This is a genomic window from Micromonospora globosa (genome assembly GCF_000717585.1).
Classification (GTDB): Bacteria; Actinomycetota; Actinomycetes; order Mycobacteriales; family Micromonosporaceae; genus Micromonospora; species Micromonospora aurantiaca.
In genome coordinates this window covers 35745-51587 of the sequence record NZ_JNZR01000023.1, presented here as the reverse complement: position 1 = coordinate 51587, position 15843 = coordinate 35745, and the positions used below count along the sequence as shown (strand labels likewise).

The window sequence follows — 15843 nt, the reverse complement described above, 5'->3', positions numbered from 1 at the left end:
CCTCGGCGCGCGGCGCTGGCGGCGGTGCGTTAGACAGGGATCATGACCGCGAGCGTGCTGCCCTGGCTGGGCGGGGGAGTGGTGGCGGTGGCCGCCGGTTTCCTCGCCGTGTCGCTGCCCCGGCGCCGCGTCCGGGCCGAGGGCCGGCGGGTCGCCTGGTCGTCGGCGCGGGCGGCGATCCACGACGCCACAGTCAGCCGGGACGCGTCTTCGACGACGGTGCCGGAGGCCGAGCGGCTGCTGGCCCACGCCGAGATGCTCGCCGCCGCCCGCGGCGGCGCCGACGCGGCCCGCGCGGCGGCCGAGCACGCCCGCCGCGCCGACGAGCTGTGGCGGGCCGGGCGGTGACGAGGGTACGCCGGGAGCTGCTGCGCTGGTCGCTGCTGGCCGCCGCGGCGGCGGTGCTCGTGGTGTTCCTGGTGGCGCAGCGGCAGAGCGTGGAGGTCAGCTACGGGCGTTCCCCGTCGACGGCCGCGCTGCCCGAGGGCTCGGCCGGGGAGTTGAGCGACGCGAGCGTGCCCTCGGTCGAGGAGATGACGGCGCTCGTGGCCGCCGATCCGGTGGTCCGGCTGCCGGGCGCGGTCGCGCGCTGGGACGAGCAGCGGGTCCGGGCCGCCGTCGGTGACCGGGGCACCCGCATCCTGGTCGCCCCGCCCGGTCTGGACGAGGCCGAACGCCGGCGGGTGAAGGACGTGGAGAACGCCGAGATCCGGATCGTCGGCACCGAGGTCAGCGGCGGGCTCTACGTGGCCTCGCCGGACGACCTGCCGGGCTGGCGGGCCCGGTTCGCCACCGGCGACGTGACCGGCTCGGTGCTCGCGCTGCTGGCCGCGCTGCACGACCAGCCGACCCCGCAGGACGGCGACGACCTGCGCTGGCGGGAGCCGACCGGCCCGGAACTGGCCCCGGTGGTCGCCGCGCTGCGCGCCACCGGCCGGTACGTGGGCACCGGCGCCACGCTGCCCGAGCTGCCGGAGAAGGCGGCGAGCGCCGCGTTCCCGGACGGCGCCTGGTTCGTGGTGCTGCCCGCCCAGCCGTACGGCGAGCCGTTGCCCGCGTACGGGCCGGCGCTGCACCGGCTCGCCCCGGACCAGCCGCTGGTGGTGATGTACGGCGACTGGATCGAGTACCACGGTCCGGGTGCGGCGTCGTTCGCCGAGGTGGCCGGCGCGAGCTTCTACGCCCAGTTCGGCGGACGGCTCGGCCGTTACGCCTATCCCCAGCAGAACGTGCTCGGCGCGTATCTGGCCCAGGTCACCGACGTGCGGTACGCGGGGCTGTTCGACCGTCCGCTGCCGTACCGGCCGTTCGACCCGCTGCGGGTGGCGTTGCCGGCGCTGCCCTGGATCTTCGCCGGGTGCGTGGCGGGTTTCGTGGTGCTGTCGATCCGTACCGTGCGGGGGTCCGGCCGCCGTCCGGCCGACGTCGGTCCGGGTGGCACGCCGGCCCGGCTGGCCGGGCTCTCCGCGCTGGCTGTGGAGTTGTCGCTGCTCACCGACGCGCGCAGCGACCCGGCGCTGGTCCGGGGGGTCGGCCGGTTGCGGGCGGCCCGGGACGCGTTCGACGAGGGGTTGCCCGACCGGCACGTACGCGAACTGCTCGCCGACGCGGCGGCCGAGCTGGACGACGTGGCCCGGGACGTGCGGATGCCCGGTTACCGGCCGGACGTCTACCTGCGGGCGAGGCTGTCGTGAGCCGCGTCGCGACCCGTCCCGAGCGGACGGCGACCCGTCGTGGCGTGGCGGCGACCGGCCCGCGCCGGCTGCTCGGCCGCCTGGTCGGCACCGCGTTCGGCCGCGCGGTGCTCGCCTGCCTGGCGCTGGCCGGCTGGGCGCTGTGGACCGGCGGCGTCCTGGACGGTCCGGCCGCCCGGCAGGTACGCGGCTCCTCGGTCTACGCGGCGCCCGGAGTGGACCTGGACCGGGCCGCCGCCGAACGGGTCATCGGCAACCGGCGGCTGGTGGTGCTGATCATGGAGCCGGGCGCCGACCTGCGGGAGGCGTGCGACGACACCGAACGCGCCACCCAGGGCACGCTGGTGCTGGCGATGAGCCGCGACGGCGAGGACTGGGACACGTACGGCTGCTCCCGCCTCGGCGGCGACGGCCCGCGTGACCTCGGGCGGGCCATGGTCGCCGAGACCACGATCAGCCGGGGCGCCGACGCGTTCGTGGACCGGCCGGTCGAGGCGCTGAAGGTGATCGTGCTCAACTACGACCGGCTGGTCCGGGCCGGTCTGGTGCCTGACGGCGCCCGTACCATCAGCCCGTCGCTGCCCCGGTATCTGCTGGCCGGCGGCGCGGTGGCCGGGGTCGTGGCCGGTGCGGCGGTGCTCTGGCTGGGCGGCCGGCGGGCCGGACGCCTGGCCGACGCGCGCCGGGCCGGGCGGGACGCACGCGCCGACGAGCGGGCCGCGCTCGGCGCCGCCACCGCGGTTCTCGCCCAGCAGATCATCGACCTGGACCGGTACGCCGGGCCGGTCGCCCCGGCGCACCGGCGGCTGGCCGCCGACTACGTCGGCCTGCTCGACGAGGTTTCCGACGTGGACGGGAACGCCGAGGCGCTGCGCCGGCTCCGGGAGCGGGTCGAAGGGCTGAGCCGCCGTGCGGCGGATCTCGCCGACGACGCCGCGTCGGGTCGGCGCGGGACGCGCGGACGGGGCCGGCGGTGACCCGCCGACCCCGTCGTCACTGCGTCGTCAGCGCTGGGCGCCCACCGTCGAGGCGGCCGGCCAGCTGCCGGTGAAGACCTGGGCGGGCGTCGCGCTGCGGGCGGCGAAGCCGAACAGCGAGTCGACCCGGGCGGCCTCGGTGGAGCTGGGGTACGGGTTGGTGCAGCTCGTGCCGGCGCTGCCACCGGACATCAGGATGGCGCAGTTGCCGTTGTAGTTGTCCGGCAGGCCGAGGATGTGGCCGATCTCGTGCGTCATGATGCGCAGCGGCGAGTACTGCTGGGCCTGGTAGTAGTCGATCACCACGCGGCCGTTGCCGAGGCTGGTGCGCTGGGCGTACGAGCCGCCGCCGTAGGTGTAGGTGATCCGCAGGTTGGACCCGCACTGGGCCATGTTGATGTTGTTCGTGTAGTTGTTCCAGATCGCCGCCGCCTGCACCGCCGTGTTGGCGAACGGGCCGGCCTGGCTGATGTTGTAGCAGACGTTGCGGACGGCGGCGGAGGCCGGAGCCGGGTTGACGGCTACCGCGCCGAGCGCTGCCAGCGTCGCGGCCGCGAGGGTGGCGAGGATCCGGGACAGCTTGGGCTTACGCATGGTTCACACTCCTTGGGATGGGGGGTGAGCGGAACGCCGCCAGCCTATAGATAGGTATTCATCGATATCAAGGGTTGCGATGAACTGACCGGACTCGATCATCCGTACCCCTGGTCGTGCGGACCACGGAGGTGGCGACCTGTTCCCGCGAGCCCCGCGACCGGCTCGGCCCGGTCGCCGTGCGCGCGGCGGTGCACCGCTGGCTGCGGCTGATCGCGGCCGACGCGGAGTTGGCGCCGTACCTGATCGGGGTGGACCGCCAGCGGCTCGCCGCGCTGTTCACCGCCCGGCTGGGCGCGGCGCTCGGCGGGGTGCGGCGGGGTTCGGACGGCGACCCCGCGGACGCCGGCGGACCGGCCCTCGGTGGATCGCGGCGCCCGCCGCTGACCGGGGAGCAGCGCTGGCGCGTCCTGGACTACCTGGCCGCCGCGCTCTGGGCGCTCGATCTGCCGGCGGCGACGGTCGTCGACGCGCAGCGGGCCGTCGCCGGGTTGCTCCGGGCCTGAGCGACGGCGGGTCGCGTGAATGCGGCACAGGAACAGTCGTTCACGCCGCCGGGTATCCCCGGCTTTCCTGTCGACCTCCCGTCACACAGGGTGTTTTCCTGATCGCTTCCGGTCGATAACGTCGGGCCACTGCCGTCGACGAAGGGCCGACGATGAACGACAACGGACACCCATTCGACCGTCGGCGACTGCTCGCCGGCGCGGCGGCGGCCTCGGCGGTCACAGTGACCGGCCTGGCCGTCGCCTCCACCACCGGCGCCGCGGCGGCCGCTCCGAGCCGCCCCGCGACGCCGCTCATCACCAGGGACCGCATCGCCACCGCCGCGCTGCGCGCGCCCGACGGGTCCGCGCTCGCGGTCGCCGTCCAGGCCGACTTCCACGCCCGGCTCGCCGCCTGGCTGGCGTTCTGGTCGGCGAACTCGCCGTCGGCCTGGAGCGTGCCGGTGCAGGTGGTCGCCCGGATCGAGGCGGCCGGCGACGCGCTGGTGCTGCACGGGATCCGGCACCGCCGCGACGACGAGCTGCGCGCCGGCTTCGCCGCCGGCCGGCGGGACGCCACCCACCTGGCCACGCTGGCCAGCCTGCACCACCACTTCCCGAGCGTGCGGGTCCGCCCGGACGGCACGATCCGGGTCGCCGACGGACCCGCCGGGTTCACCGGCGCGCCGGAACAGGCCGCCTTCGCGGTCGCGGCCTGCCGCGAACTGTGGGGCGACGCGGCGGCGACCGTCCCCCGCTGGGCGGAGCACGCCGCCCGGGTGCTCGCCCGCGCCGGGCACCGCACCGACGCCGCCTCGCACGCCGGCTGGGCGGCCTTCACCCGCACCAGCCTGCGTCGCGGGCTGGGCACCGAATCGTACGAGTGACCGGAGGTAGCACATGGCCCGCAACGAGTTCCGCTTCGTGGTCGACGGCGTCGACCTGAGCCCCGAGCAGCAGACCCTGATCGCCGCGGAGATCCAGAAGGCCGGCCTGGCCGCCCTGCGTACCGCCGACGCCAAGCTGACCAACCCGCTGACCGTCGGTCACGGCAACATCAAGCTGCGTCCCGAGTGGTACGGCCTCTGGGTCATCGACGGCCCGTTCGCCCAGGACCTCGGGCAGAAGATCAACGACATCGGGTTCTGGATCCAGCGGTGACCGACGCCGCCCGGCCGGCCGGCACGCCGGAGCGGATGTGCCCGAGCACCCCGGCGTCGAACGCCACCGTGTTCCTCGGCATGATCACTCCGGCGGGCCGGGTGGCCTACGTGACCCCGGCCGTACCGGCCGAGGTGGCGCTCGCCGGGCTCGGTGACTCCGACGAGCCGATCGAGTCGCGGGCCCGGCTCGCCGGCCCGTGCGTCACCTCGTCCTGCGGCTTCTGGACCGGCTCGCACTGCGGGCTGGGCGCCCGGATGGCCGCCTCGTACGCCGAGACCGCCCCGCCCGCGGAGGAGACGCTGCCGAAGTGCGCGATCCGGCGTACCTGCCGGTGGTTCGCCGAACAGGGACCGGCCGCCTGCCCGGCGTGCGCGCACGTCGTCACCGACGCGCGGATCTGAACGCTCCCCGGTTTGTCGGACCCTTCGACTAGCGTCGTGAGGTCATGGAGCCGAGGTTCGGCCAACACATCATCGGGCGGGAGCATCCCGCTGCGCTGCTGCGCGCCGAGGTGGCCCGGCTGGTCGACAGCCACGGCGGTCTCGTCCTGGTCACCGGCGAGCCGGGCATCGGCAAGACCACACTGGTCTCGGCCGCCGCCGACGAGGCCCGTCGCAGCGGGGCGCTGGTGCTCGGCGCCGCCTGCTGGGACTCCGACACCGCACCCGACTACTGGCCATGGGTGCAGGTCCTGCGGCGGCTGGCCCGGTCCGCCGACGACCGGCGCGGGGTGCGGGAGGCGGCCGACGCGGGCCTGGCGGCACTGCTCGGCGAGCGGGCGGCGGGTGACACCGCGGAGGCAACCGAGCCGGGCGACCCGACCGAGCCCGGCGACACGCACGTGGCCGAGCCGGGCGACGCGGGCCGGGACGAGTTTGACAGGCACGACGCGGTGACCGCCGCCCTGGTCGCCGTCGCCCAGCACCGCCCGGTCGCCGTGGTCTTCGACGACCTGCACTGGGCCGACCCGGCGTCGCTGCGGCTGCTCCAGTTCGTCACCCAGCACGCCTGGTTCGAGCGGTTGCTGCTGATCGGCACCTACCGGGACGCCGAAGTCGAATCCGTCGAGCACCCGCTGCGGCCGTGGCTGCTGCCGCTCACCGCCAAGGCGACCACAGTCACGCTCGCCGGGCTCGATCGCGCCGAGGTGGCCGCGCTGATGGCCCGCACCGCCGGCCGGGAGCCCGACGCGAGCCTGGTCGCCGAGGTGCACCGGCGCACCGGCGGGAACCCGTTCTTCGTGGAGCAGACCGCCCGGCTCTGGCACACCCACGGCCTCACCGACACCGTCGCCCCCGGCGTACGGGAGGTGGTGCGCCGCCGGCTCGACCAGCTGCCCGCCCCGGTGGTCGAGGCGCTCACGGTGGCCGCGGTGCTCGGCCGCGAGTTCGACAGGCTGACGCTCGCCGCCTGCGTACCCGCCCCGGTCGCGCAGGTCGACCGGTTGCTCGGCCGCGCCGCCGCGGCCCGGCTGGTGCTGCCCCGGAGCGACGGACGCTTCGTCTTCGTGCACGACCTGGTCCGCGAGACGCTCTACGACGGGCTGGCCGACGACGATCGGCGGGCCCGGCACGCGGCTGTGGTCCGGGCCGTCGACCGGTCGGACGCGCTCGCCGGCGTGCTCAGCCCGGCCCACCTGGCCCGGCACGCCTGGCTGGCCGGCGCCGAGCTGGAGCCGGAACGCGCCGGTGACCTGCTGCTGGCCGCCGCCCGCGACGCCGGGGGCCGGATCGCTGTGGACGAGTCGGTACGGCACTACCGGCGCGCGCTGGAACTGACCGGCGAGCCCGGCCGGCGGGTCCGGGTGCTGCTGGAACTGGCCGGGCTGTTGCACCACGCCGGCCCACCGGCCGAGGTCGAGCGGCTGCTGGCCGAGGCCGCCGCGCTGGCCCGGGAACTGCCCGATCCCGGCGTGCTGACCCGGGTGGCGCTCATCGCGCACCGGCAGCACTCCGCCACCCGCCGCAGGCTCGACGCCGCCGAGCTGGTCCGGGAGGCGTACCGGCGGTTGATCGCGGAACCGGAGCCGGAGCGGCCGGTACGCGCGCTGGTCACCGACCTGATCACGGCCACCGAGACGCTCGCCCGGCACGGCCGCGACGACGAGGCGCTCACCTTCAGCCTGTGGGCCCGCCACGACACCACCTGGGGGCTCGGCACCGCGCACGAACGAGCCGTGGTGACCGCTGAGATCCGCGAGGTGGCCCGTCGTAGCGGCGACCGGGAGACCGAGCTGTGGGCCACGGCGCTGCGCTGGGTCGCGTTGCTGGAGCTGGGCGATCCGGGCTACCGGCACGAGCTGACCGCGTTCGTGACCGGCGCGCGACGCGGCGACGTGGCCCGGCAGCGGGTGGCGGCGACCGCGGACAGCGCGATCATCGCCGCGTTCCGGGGTGACCTCGCCACCGCCGAGGCGTGCTTCGCCGAGGCGGAGAGCTACCGCGAGTCGGCGCACTCCGACCACGCGTTCATGACGCACCACATGCGCTGGTCGGTGCTGCTGCTGTACGGCCGCCTCACCGAGGCCGAGGCGGTGCTCGACCGGGTGGGCGCCGCGCACCCGCAGGCCGAGCTGCTCCGGGCGATCACCGCCGCCGAGCGCGGCGACGCGGCCACCGTGCTTCGGCTCACCGCCGCGATCGAGGCCGCGGGCACCGCGTACCCCCGGTCGGTGTCGCCGCTGTGGCTGCGCCTGCGGGCGCAGGCGGCGGCCGTGGACGGCGACCCGGCCCGGTGCGCGGAGGTGCGGGCCGCCCTGGCCCCGCACCGCGGGCAGTGGACGGCGGCGCTGTTCGGGTGCGACATCGGTGGCCCGGTCGACCTGTGGCTGGCCATGGCGGACGCGGCCGAGGGCCGGTGGGACGACGCGATCGACTGTTACCGGGCGGCCCGGGACGCCGCGGACCGGCTGGGCGCCCGGCCCTGGTCGGTGCTGGCCCGGGCCGGGCTGGTGGGCGCGCTAGCCGGGCGCGACGGGCCGGGCGACGCGGCCGAGGCGTGGCGGCTGCGGGCCGAGACGTTGGCCGAGGCGCGGACGCTGGGCATGGTCCAGGTGGTGGACCGGCTGGGCGCGACGGCTCCCGCCCCGGCGGCGGCCTCCGCCGTGGTCGCGCCGGTGGCGGTCCGGCTCGGCGCGGGCGCCCCGGCTCTGGTCGCGTCGTCGTCGCCCGGCCGCCGCGCCGCGTCGGGTCTGTCCCGGGCGGGTGCCGTCCACGGCAACGCACGGCCGCCCGACCCCGGCGCGGGCGGCGCGGACGTGATCCGGCCCGAGTTCCGGCCGGACGGGCCGGTGTGGCGCCTCGCGTACGACGGCGTCGTGGTGCACCTGCCCGACGCCAAAGGGCTGCACGACCTGCGGCTGCTGCTGAGCCGGCCCGGCACGGACGTGCCCGCCGTCGAACTGCTCGACCCGGCGGCCGGCCCGGAACTCGCCGCCGCGCGCCGCCTCGGCGCCGATCCGGTGCTCGACGACGAGGCGAAGGCCCGCTACCGACGGCACCTGCGGCGGCTCGACGACGAGATCGACCGGGCTGCGACGCGCGACGACGGGCGGCGGCTGGCCGAGCTGGACGCCGAGCGCGCGGCGCTGCTCGACCAGTTGCGTGCCGCCGCCGGGCTGGCCGGGCGCAGCCGGCGTCTCGGTGACCAGGCGGAACGGGCGCGCAAGGCGGTGACCGGGCGGATCCGGGACACCCTGCGCCGCATCGGCGAGCGGCATCCGGCGCTCGCCGCCCACCTGCGCGAGTCGATCACCACCGGCGGCGCCTGCCGGTACCAGCCGGCCGAGCCGGTGCCCTGGTGGCTCTGACCGGCGAGGTGGCGGGGCCGTGTGGACCCCGCCACCGGTGTCACGTCAGCGACGGTTGTAGCGGTACATCGTCAGCGTGCCGAACACGACCACGAAGAGGGCGCTCCAGAGCAGCATCCACATGGTGCTCGGGCCGTCCATCGAGCCGGCCATCGCCGCTCGGACCGAGGTGACGAGCTGGGTGATCGGGTTGACCTTGACGAACGCCTGCAGCCAACCGGGCATGGTGGACGGGTCGACGAACACGTTGCTCAGGAACGTCAGCGGGAACAGCACCATCATGCTGGTCCCCATCACCGACTTCTCGCTGCGCAGGACCAGGCCGAAGAACGTCCACACCCAGGAGAACGCGAACGAGAAGACCACCAGCAGCCCGATTCCGGCCAGCACCCCGAGCAGCCCGCCGTCGGGACGGAAGCCGAGCACCACGCCCACGGTGAGGATGACCACGGCGGCCAGGACGTAGCGCAGCACGTCGCCGAAGATCATCCCGACGAGCGCCGACGGCCGCCAGACCGGCAGCGTACGGATCCGGTCGAAGACGCCCTTCTCGATGTCGCTGTTGAGCCCGACCCCGGTGTACATGGTGATCATCACGACGCTCGTGACCATGATGCCGGGCAGGAAGAACTGGAGGTACGCACGCGGGCTGTCGGCGAGCGCGCCACCGAACAGGTACGTGAACATCAGCACCATGATGATCGGGAACGCGGTCACGTCGAACAGCTGCTCGGGCACGTGCTTGATCTTCAGCAGCGCGCGCCAGCCGAACGTCAGCGACGCCGACAGCGCGCCGGGCCGGGCCGGCCGCTCGGCCGGGGCGAGCACAGTGGCCAGCGCCTCGGCGGACGGCATGTAGACGGACGGCGCCCGCCCGGTGGTGATCGCGGTGTCGCTCATCGCGCCGTCTCCAGTTCGTCGTCCCGCTCGTCCGCCGGGACGGCCGGGTGGTCGGTCAGGGCCAGGAAGACCTCGTCCAGGCTGGGCTGGCCGAGGGAGAAGTCGTCCACCACGATGCCGGCGGCGGCCAGCTCGCCGAGCGCCCGCGCCGCCTGCGTACCCGCCTCCAGGTCGGTGCCGTGCTCGCCGACGCGGGCGGTCAGCGCCGCCGGGTCCGCGGCGAGCTGCACCGGTACGCCGAGCGACGCCCGCAGCACCTGCTCGGCCTGCGGCCGCTGCCCCGGATCGCGCAGCCGGATGTGGACGCTGCCCGCGCCGATCGACGCCTTCAACTCGCCCGGGGTGCCCTCCGCGATCACCCGGCCGTGGTCGACCACAGCGATCCGGCCGGCGAGCTGGTCCGCCTCGTCCAGGTACTGCGTGGTCAGCAGCACCGTCGTGCCGTACGCCACCACAGCCCGCACGATCGCCCACACCTGGTTGCGGCTGCGCGGGTCCAGCCCGGTGGTCGGCTCGTCGAGGAACAGCAGGTCCGGGGTGTTGAGGATGCTCGCGGCGATGTCGATGCGTCGCCGCATCCCGCCGGAGTACTTCTTCACCTGCCGTCCCGCCGCCTCGGTCAGCCCGAACGCGGCGAGCAGCTGCTCGGCCCGGTCCCGGGCGCCCGCCCGGCCCAGCCCGAGCAGCCGGCCCAGCAGGACCAGGTTCTCCGCCCCGGTCAGGTCCTCGTCCAGCGAGGCGTACTGGCCGGTCAGGCTCACCCGGGAGCGCACCGCGTCGGCGTCACGCACCACGTCGTGTCCGAAGACCCGGGCCGTGCCGCCGTCCGGGCGCAACAGCGTCGCCAGCACGCGTACGGCGGTGGTCTTCCCGGCGCCGTTCGGGCCCAGCACTCCGTAGACGGTGCCGGCGGGAACCCGCAGGTCCAGCCCGTCGAGTGCCCGGGTCGAACCGAAGGACCGGACCAGGCCCTCGGCCTCGACGGCCAGGCCGGTGTTCCGGTTGCTCATGAATCGCTACCTCTCCTCGTCGGTGTTCTCGACAGCCGTACGGGTGTGCCGCCCGACCGATCGCCTGTTTCAACGAGGCCGGGAAGCTGTGGTGTTGTGCCGGCCTCACCCCGAAGGCGCCAGACGGCCCGCCAGATCCGATCTGGCGGTGGCGATTCCCGGCCGACGATGGCCGGTACGGGAGGAAGGCGGGGTTATGACCGTTCCCGCAGCAGCCCGCCGGATGACCGATCGTGGACAGTGCTTGATCGATCGCCTGCCATATGCTGCGCCGGCATCCGACGCACGGGGGCGCGTCCCGGTTGTGGTTACGCGGACGCCTCTCTGCGCATTGAAACCGAGAGGGGTCCACCGTGTCCATCGTCCGAAGAGTGCTCGGCGCACTCGCCGTGGCGGCCCTGGCCGTCACCGCCGCACCCACCGCCGCCGGTGCGGCGGCGGATCCGGCAGGCGTGCTCCACCTGACCGTCAGCAGGCTCGACGGCAGCCCGGCCGCCGGTAACGTCGCCGTGACGGCCGCCGACAGCAGCTACGACAAGGACCTCCTGCCGCTGGACGAGTCCGGGCAGCTCAGCGTGGAGGTGCCGGCCGGCGACTACAAGATCGCTGTCACCCCGGTGTACAGCGACGGCCAGGACGACGAGGTGCTGAGGCAGTGGGTGCCGGGCCGGACCAGCTGGGCGCAGGCCGGAACGGTCCGGGTGTCCGCGGGGGACACGACGGAGGTCTCCGAGCGCCTGCTCGCGCCCAGCGGGTCGACCCTGCGGGCGCGCGACGCGGTCACCGGCGCCGCGGTCGACGGGCTGTGCGTGTTCCTCGACCCCCGGCGCAATCCGTGCGGCGACACCCGGGTGACCGTCCCGCCGCTGATCCCCGGCCCGCAGGAGGTGTGGGTCTACACCCGCGACGACACCCACCTGCCCCGCTACGCCACGGTGAACGTCCTGGCCGACGGCAGCGGCACCGCCGTGGTCGTCCTGACCCCGGCCGCGAACGTGGTCTCCCGGGTGGTCGACGCGGCGACCGGCGCGCCCGTCGCCGGGGCCTGTGTGACGCCGGTGCCCGCCGGTACCGGCGAGCTTCCCGACAACCCGGGACGGTACTGCTCCGACGCCTCCGGGAACGTCCGCGTCGGCCTGGTCGCGGCCGGCTCCTGGAACCTGTTCGCCCGTCCCGCCGGCGGATCGGCGTACGGCGCGCAGTGGGTCGGCGCGACCGGCGGCACCGGCGACGCGAAGCAGGCCCGGGTGGTCACCCTCCGGGCCGGGCAGACGGTCACCGTGCCCCCGATCCGGCTCGACCGCGCCGGTGTCGTCACCGGCACCGTGACCAGCGCGGCCACCGGCAGGCCGGCGACCTCCGGCGCCGTGACGCTCGCGCCCGAGTCGGGCTTCTTCCTGGATTGGGGTGTGAAGCTGGACGCGCAGGGCCGCTACCGGATCGACTGGCTCGGCCCGTACGCCTGGCCGCTGCTGTTCACCACTGCCGACAACGCCGCCCAGTGGTCCGGCGGGTTCGCCCTGCGCGGCAAGGCCGTGCCGGTCACGGTCCGGGCCGGCGCCACCACCGTCTACAACCTCGCCGTGCGGCGTGGCGTCCTGGTCACCGGCCGGCTCGTCGACCCGGAGGGCCGCCCGGTGGTCGCCGAGCTGACGGTGCGCAACGCGCGTACCCGTGAGGTCATCGGCTATACGTTGGATCTGGATCGCGACGGCGAGTACGCGCTGCGCGTGCTCGGCCCCCAGCCGGTCACCGTGGCGTGGCTGTGGACGCCGCCCTACGTCCTGTACGCCGGCTGGTACGACGGCGCGGCCCGCCCGGCCGACGCCACCGAGGTGACCCTGCCGGGCACCGGCACCCTGCGGCTCGACGTCGCTGTCGACCGGTTCCCCGCCGCTTGAGCGGCACGGGCCGGGTGGCGTGCGAGCCACCCGGCCCGGCGCCGGTCAGCGCGCCGAGTCCAGCCGGGTCCGCTGCTCGGCGGTCAGCTCCAGGTCGACGGCGGCAAGGCTCTCCTCCAACTGCGCCACCGAGGAGAAACCGACGAGCGGGATCGACGGGATGTCCCCGCCCGTCAGCCAGGCCAGCACCACCTGGTTGACGGTGGCACCGGTCTCGGCGGCCACCGCCCGCAGCGCCGCCAGCCGGGCGGGGGTGGCGGGCACCACGTACTCCTCGCCGAGCCGCTCCGGCCGGACGTACGCGCCCTTCAGCAGCGGCGAGTACGCGACCAGCGTGAGCTGCGGCTCCGTGCGCAGGTAGCTGAGCAGGTCGGGGCCGACCCAGCCGACGTCGCCGTCCGGGTCCAGCTCGCTCGGCACGTCCAGCCGCCGGGGCAGGTAGCTGCGGTGGTACTGGAGCACCTCGTACCCGGGCAGGCTGGCCGCGGCGGCGAGCGCACGGGCCCGCTCGACCCGCCAGGCGCGGTGGTTGCTGGCGCCCAGCAGCCCCACCGTGCCCTCGGCGACCAGCTCGGCGAAGCCCTCCACGGTCTCCCGCATCGGGATCGTCCGGTCCTCGATGTGGGCGTAGAGCAGGTCGATCCGCTCGACGCCGAGGCGCTCCCGGCTGCGCTCGGCGGACTCGCGGATCACCTTGGCCGACAGCCCTTCCGGGTTGTCCACATAGCTGGTGCCGGGCGCGAGCGGACGCGCGCCGAGCTTCGTGGCGATGACCACCTCGCCGCCGATTCCGCGGCTGCGCCGCCAGCGGCCGAGCAGCTCCTCGCTCTCGCCACCCTGGCCCCCGTTGTGCCAGAAGGCGTAGTTGTCCGAGGTGTCGATGAAGGTGCCGCCCGCCTCGACGTACCGGTCGAGGATGGCGAACGAGGTGGCCTCGTCGGTGGCGGTGCCGAACAGCATCGCGCCGAGGCTCAGCACACTGACCTCGCGACGCGTGGCCGGGTCCGTGCCGATGGTGCGGTAGCGCATGTCTTCCTCCCCGTCGGAGCTCTGGGGGTCACCCTGCCCCTTCGAGTGCGCGCGAAGTCAACAACGGAGGGGCCCCGGGATTCCGGGGCCCCTCCGACGCGTGACGCTCAGCTCGGGATGTAGTCGAACTCGTCCGGGTTGGGGCCCGTCCGGCCGGCCTCGCCCCGGTCCAGCGAGGTGAGCCGCTCCATCGCGGTGTCGTCGAGCGTGAAGTCGAAGATCGCGAAGTTCTCCTCGATCCGCTTCGGCGTGGTCGACTTCGGAAAGACGATGTCGCCGCGCTGCACGTGCCAGCGCAGCACCACCTGGGCCGGGGTACGGCCGACCTGCTCGGCCACGTCGACGACTGTCGGGTCGTCGAGCACCTTGCCCTGCGCGATCGGCGACCACGCCTCGGTGAGGATGCCGTGCGCCTTGTCGTACGCCCGCACCTCCTCGTTGCCGAGGTAGGGGTGCGCCTCGATCTGGTTGACCGCCGGCACCACGTCCGCCTCGGCGGCCAGCCGCTCCAGGTGGGCGACCTGGAAGTTGGACACGCCGATCGACCGGACCGTGCCCGCGTCACGCAGCTCCTCCAGCACCTTCCAGGTGGAGACGAAGTCGCCGTCGTAGCGGGTGGGCAGCGGCCAGTGGATCAGGAACAGGTCCAGGTAGTCGAACTTCAGCTCCCGCAGCGACTGCTCGAACGCCTTGCGGGCGTCGTCCGGGCGGTGGAAGCCGTTGTTCAGCTTGCTGGTGACGAAGACCTCGCCGCGGTCCAGCCCGGAGGCACGCAGCGCCTGACCCACCTCGGCCTCGTTGCCGTACATCTGGGCGGTGTCGATGTGCCGGTAGCCGACCTCCAGCGCGGTGCCGACGGCCCGGACGGTGTCCTTCGGCTCGATCTGGAAGACGCCGAAGCCGAGCTGCGGGATGGTGTTGCCGTCGTTGAGTGCGATGTCCGGAATGTCGTTCTGGGCCATGAGAGCCTCATCTCCGATCGTGCGGTGCCCGGGGGCGCGTCCGTGCCGACCGCCCCCGGCCGTGCCAACCGGATGTCTCTACCCGCTCGCGACGCTTCCTCACATCGGGGACGAGCGTCAACCCCAGATCGACCGTGCCCACTCGGGGTGGTCGACGAACGGGTTGCGGTTGCCCTGCCAGCGCTCGTAGATGCGCTGGTTGCGGCGCTTCTCGAAGGCGTCCGGCGGATCCTGGTCGTTCCAGGCCAGCAGCTTCGACAGCCGCCCGAGGCGGGGCGCGGAGCCGTTGGAGACCGAGTCGTTCGGTTCCAGGTCCGGCCAGCCGTCGCCACCCTCGTACCGGATCGCCATGTAGAGGATCATGCGGGCCACGTCGCCCTTGACCGCGTCGCGCGGCTCGAACGAGTCGGCGTCGGTGTAGCAGCCGGGCGCCTCGGCCACCGTGCCGCCGCCCGAGTCGAAGTCCTTGTTGCCGCGCGACGAGTTGACCGACACGTCCTCCGGGCGCAGGTGGTGCACGTCGGTGCCGGGCCCGGTGGCGGTGCCGAAGTCGCCGTGCGACTTGGCCCAGACGTGCTCCCGGTTCCAGTCGTTCGCGCCGCCGCCGTTGCTCGTCTTGCTCTGCGACCGTCCGCTGTAGAGCAGGACCACGTTCGCCGGGTTGGCCGGATCCTGGTCGGTGTCCTTGAGCGCGTCCCACACCTGGTCGTAGCTGAGCTTCGTCTGCACCTTGATGATGCCGTGCAGCGCGGTGCGCAGCGCCGGCCCGGTCTTGCCGGCCGCGCTCGCGTAGTACGCGTCCGGCCCGGCGGTGCCGGTCGGGCTCGGGGTCGGCGTGGGGCTCGGCGTGGCGCCGCCGCCGAGGCTCATCGCGGTCGGGTTCTTCAGCCCGCCGTGGCTGAAGTACGCGGTGAGCGCGCCGGTCGCGGTCACCTGCCGCCCTCGCAGCGACGGGTTGGTGAGTAGCCCGAAGGTGCTCCGCCAGGCGGCCGTCACCTGCACGTACAGCATCCGGCCGGTGCCGGTCTCGCCGGCCTGGTCGGCGAGGGCGATCGCGGTGTCGGCGGTGAAGCCGGACGTGAGCACCGTGTTGGTGGCGGTGGGCTGGCCGATGACGTAGCCGGTGACGGTGGCCGTCCGGCCGTCCTGGGCGGCGAGCGCCTGAGCCACGGTCAGGGGTGTCGCGGCCGACGCGGCGCCGGTCACGCCGAGCGGGATACCGACCGCGACGGCGAGCACGACCGCCGCGATCAACCGCCCGGGTCGCGAGCGGGTGACACGCTTCATATTCATGATCAGCGATGTTAGTCGGATCGAGG

15 protein-coding genes are annotated in these 15843 nt (G+C 74.4%); 9 read left to right on the top strand and 6 right to left on the bottom strand.

Features of this window, described 5'->3' with window-relative positions:
* The first annotated feature begins 42 nt into the window (after window positions 1-42).
* From IF06_RS0120855 to IF06_RS0120845, 3 genes are read left to right on the top strand one after another with little or no spacing between them, the layout of a single operon-like run.
* On the top strand, window positions 43-348 hold the full coding sequence (locus IF06_RS0120855; RefSeq protein ID WP_030272971.1) for a DUF6403 family protein: 306 nt from the start codon (window positions 43-45) through the stop codon (window positions 346-348).
* Window positions 345-1694, top strand: a complete 1350-nt coding sequence (locus IF06_RS0120850; protein ID WP_030272970.1) for a hypothetical protein — start codon at window positions 345-347, stop codon at window positions 1692-1694. Before IF06_RS0120855 ends, IF06_RS0120850 begins: the two co-directional genes overlap by 4 nt.
* On the top strand, window positions 1691-2671 hold the full coding sequence (locus tag IF06_RS0120845; RefSeq protein WP_013284301.1) for a hypothetical protein: 981 nt from the start codon (window positions 1691-1693) through the stop codon (window positions 2669-2671). Before IF06_RS0120850 ends, IF06_RS0120845 begins: the two co-directional genes overlap by 4 nt.
* A gap of 27 nt (window positions 2672-2698) precedes the next feature.
* Here IF06_RS0120845 and IF06_RS0120840 read toward each other — a convergent pair whose 3' ends face one another.
* Window positions 2699-3265, bottom strand: a complete 567-nt coding sequence (locus IF06_RS0120840) for a snapalysin family zinc-dependent metalloprotease (RefSeq protein WP_013284302.1) — start codon at window positions 3263-3265, stop codon at window positions 2699-2701.
* A gap of 116 nt (window positions 3266-3381) precedes the next feature.
* Here IF06_RS0120840 and IF06_RS0120835 point away from each other — a divergent pair, with 116 nt between their 5' ends.
* The 5 genes from IF06_RS0120835 to IF06_RS0120815 all read left to right on the top strand — a co-directional run bounded on the left by IF06_RS0120835 (window position 3382) and on the right by IF06_RS0120815 (window position 8722).
* Window positions 3382-3771: a globin gene (locus IF06_RS0120835; protein WP_232236736.1), complete on the top strand. Its 390-nt coding sequence runs from the start codon at window positions 3382-3384 to the stop codon at window positions 3769-3771.
* Window positions 3772-3923: 152 nt separating this feature from the next.
* Window positions 3924-4637 (top strand): hypothetical protein, encoded by a 714-nt coding sequence (locus IF06_RS0120830; RefSeq protein ID WP_030272964.1) that lies wholly within the window; start codon window positions 3924-3926, stop codon window positions 4635-4637.
* A 13-nt stretch (window positions 4638-4650) separates the two neighbouring features.
* A complete protein-coding gene (locus IF06_RS0120825; protein ID WP_013284305.1) occupies window positions 4651-4911 on the top strand; it encodes a hypothetical protein in 261 nt (86 codons plus the stop codon).
* Window positions 4908-5315 carry a hypothetical protein gene (locus tag IF06_RS0120820; protein ID WP_013284306.1) on the top strand — a complete coding sequence of 136 codons (408 nt, stop codon included), beginning with the start codon at window positions 4908-4910 and terminating at the stop codon, window positions 5313-5315. The genes IF06_RS0120825 and IF06_RS0120820 overlap by 4 nt, the downstream gene beginning before the upstream one ends.
* Before the next feature lie 44 nt (window positions 5316-5359).
* On the top strand, window positions 5360-8722 hold the full coding sequence (locus IF06_RS0120815) for an ATP-binding protein (protein ID WP_030272962.1): 3363 nt from the start codon (window positions 5360-5362) through the stop codon (window positions 8720-8722).
* A 45-nt stretch (window positions 8723-8767) separates the two neighbouring features.
* Here IF06_RS0120815 and IF06_RS0120810 read toward each other — a convergent pair whose 3' ends face one another.
* Together IF06_RS0120810 and IF06_RS0120805 are read right to left on the bottom strand one after the other, a co-directional pair.
* Window positions 8768-9622 carry an ABC transporter permease gene (locus IF06_RS0120810; protein ID WP_013284308.1) on the bottom strand — a complete coding sequence of 285 codons (855 nt, stop codon included), beginning with the start codon at window positions 9620-9622 and terminating at the stop codon, window positions 8768-8770.
* On the bottom strand, window positions 9619-10632 hold the full coding sequence (locus tag IF06_RS0120805) for a daunorubicin resistance protein DrrA family ABC transporter ATP-binding protein (RefSeq protein WP_030272960.1): 1014 nt from the start codon (window positions 10630-10632) through the stop codon (window positions 9619-9621). Before IF06_RS0120805 ends, IF06_RS0120810 begins: the two co-directional genes overlap by 4 nt.
* Window positions 10633-10985: 353 nt before the next feature.
* On the opposite strand from IF06_RS0120805, the gene IF06_RS0120800 reads away from it, so the two are divergent.
* A complete protein-coding gene (locus IF06_RS0120800; protein ID WP_157551512.1) occupies window positions 10986-12533 on the top strand; it encodes a hypothetical protein in 1548 nt (515 codons plus the stop codon).
* Between the two features lie 45 nt (window positions 12534-12578).
* Here IF06_RS0120800 and IF06_RS0120795 read toward each other — a convergent pair whose 3' ends face one another.
* The 3 genes from IF06_RS0120795 to IF06_RS0120785 all read right to left on the bottom strand — a co-directional run bounded on the left by IF06_RS0120795 (window position 12579) and on the right by IF06_RS0120785 (window position 15817).
* On the bottom strand, window positions 12579-13562 hold the full coding sequence (locus tag IF06_RS0120795) for an aldo/keto reductase (RefSeq protein WP_030272956.1): 984 nt from the start codon (window positions 13560-13562) through the stop codon (window positions 12579-12581).
* Between the two features lie 107 nt (window positions 13563-13669).
* Window positions 13670-14524 (bottom strand): aldo/keto reductase, encoded by an 855-nt coding sequence (locus IF06_RS0120790; RefSeq protein ID WP_030272954.1) that lies wholly within the window; start codon window positions 14522-14524, stop codon window positions 13670-13672.
* Window positions 14525-14641: 117 nt separating this feature from the next.
* Window positions 14642-15817 carry an endonuclease gene (locus IF06_RS0120785; protein ID WP_013284314.1) on the bottom strand — a complete coding sequence of 392 codons (1176 nt, stop codon included), beginning with the start codon at window positions 15815-15817 and terminating at the stop codon, window positions 14642-14644.
* Between the last annotated feature and the right edge of the window lie 26 nt (window positions 15818-15843).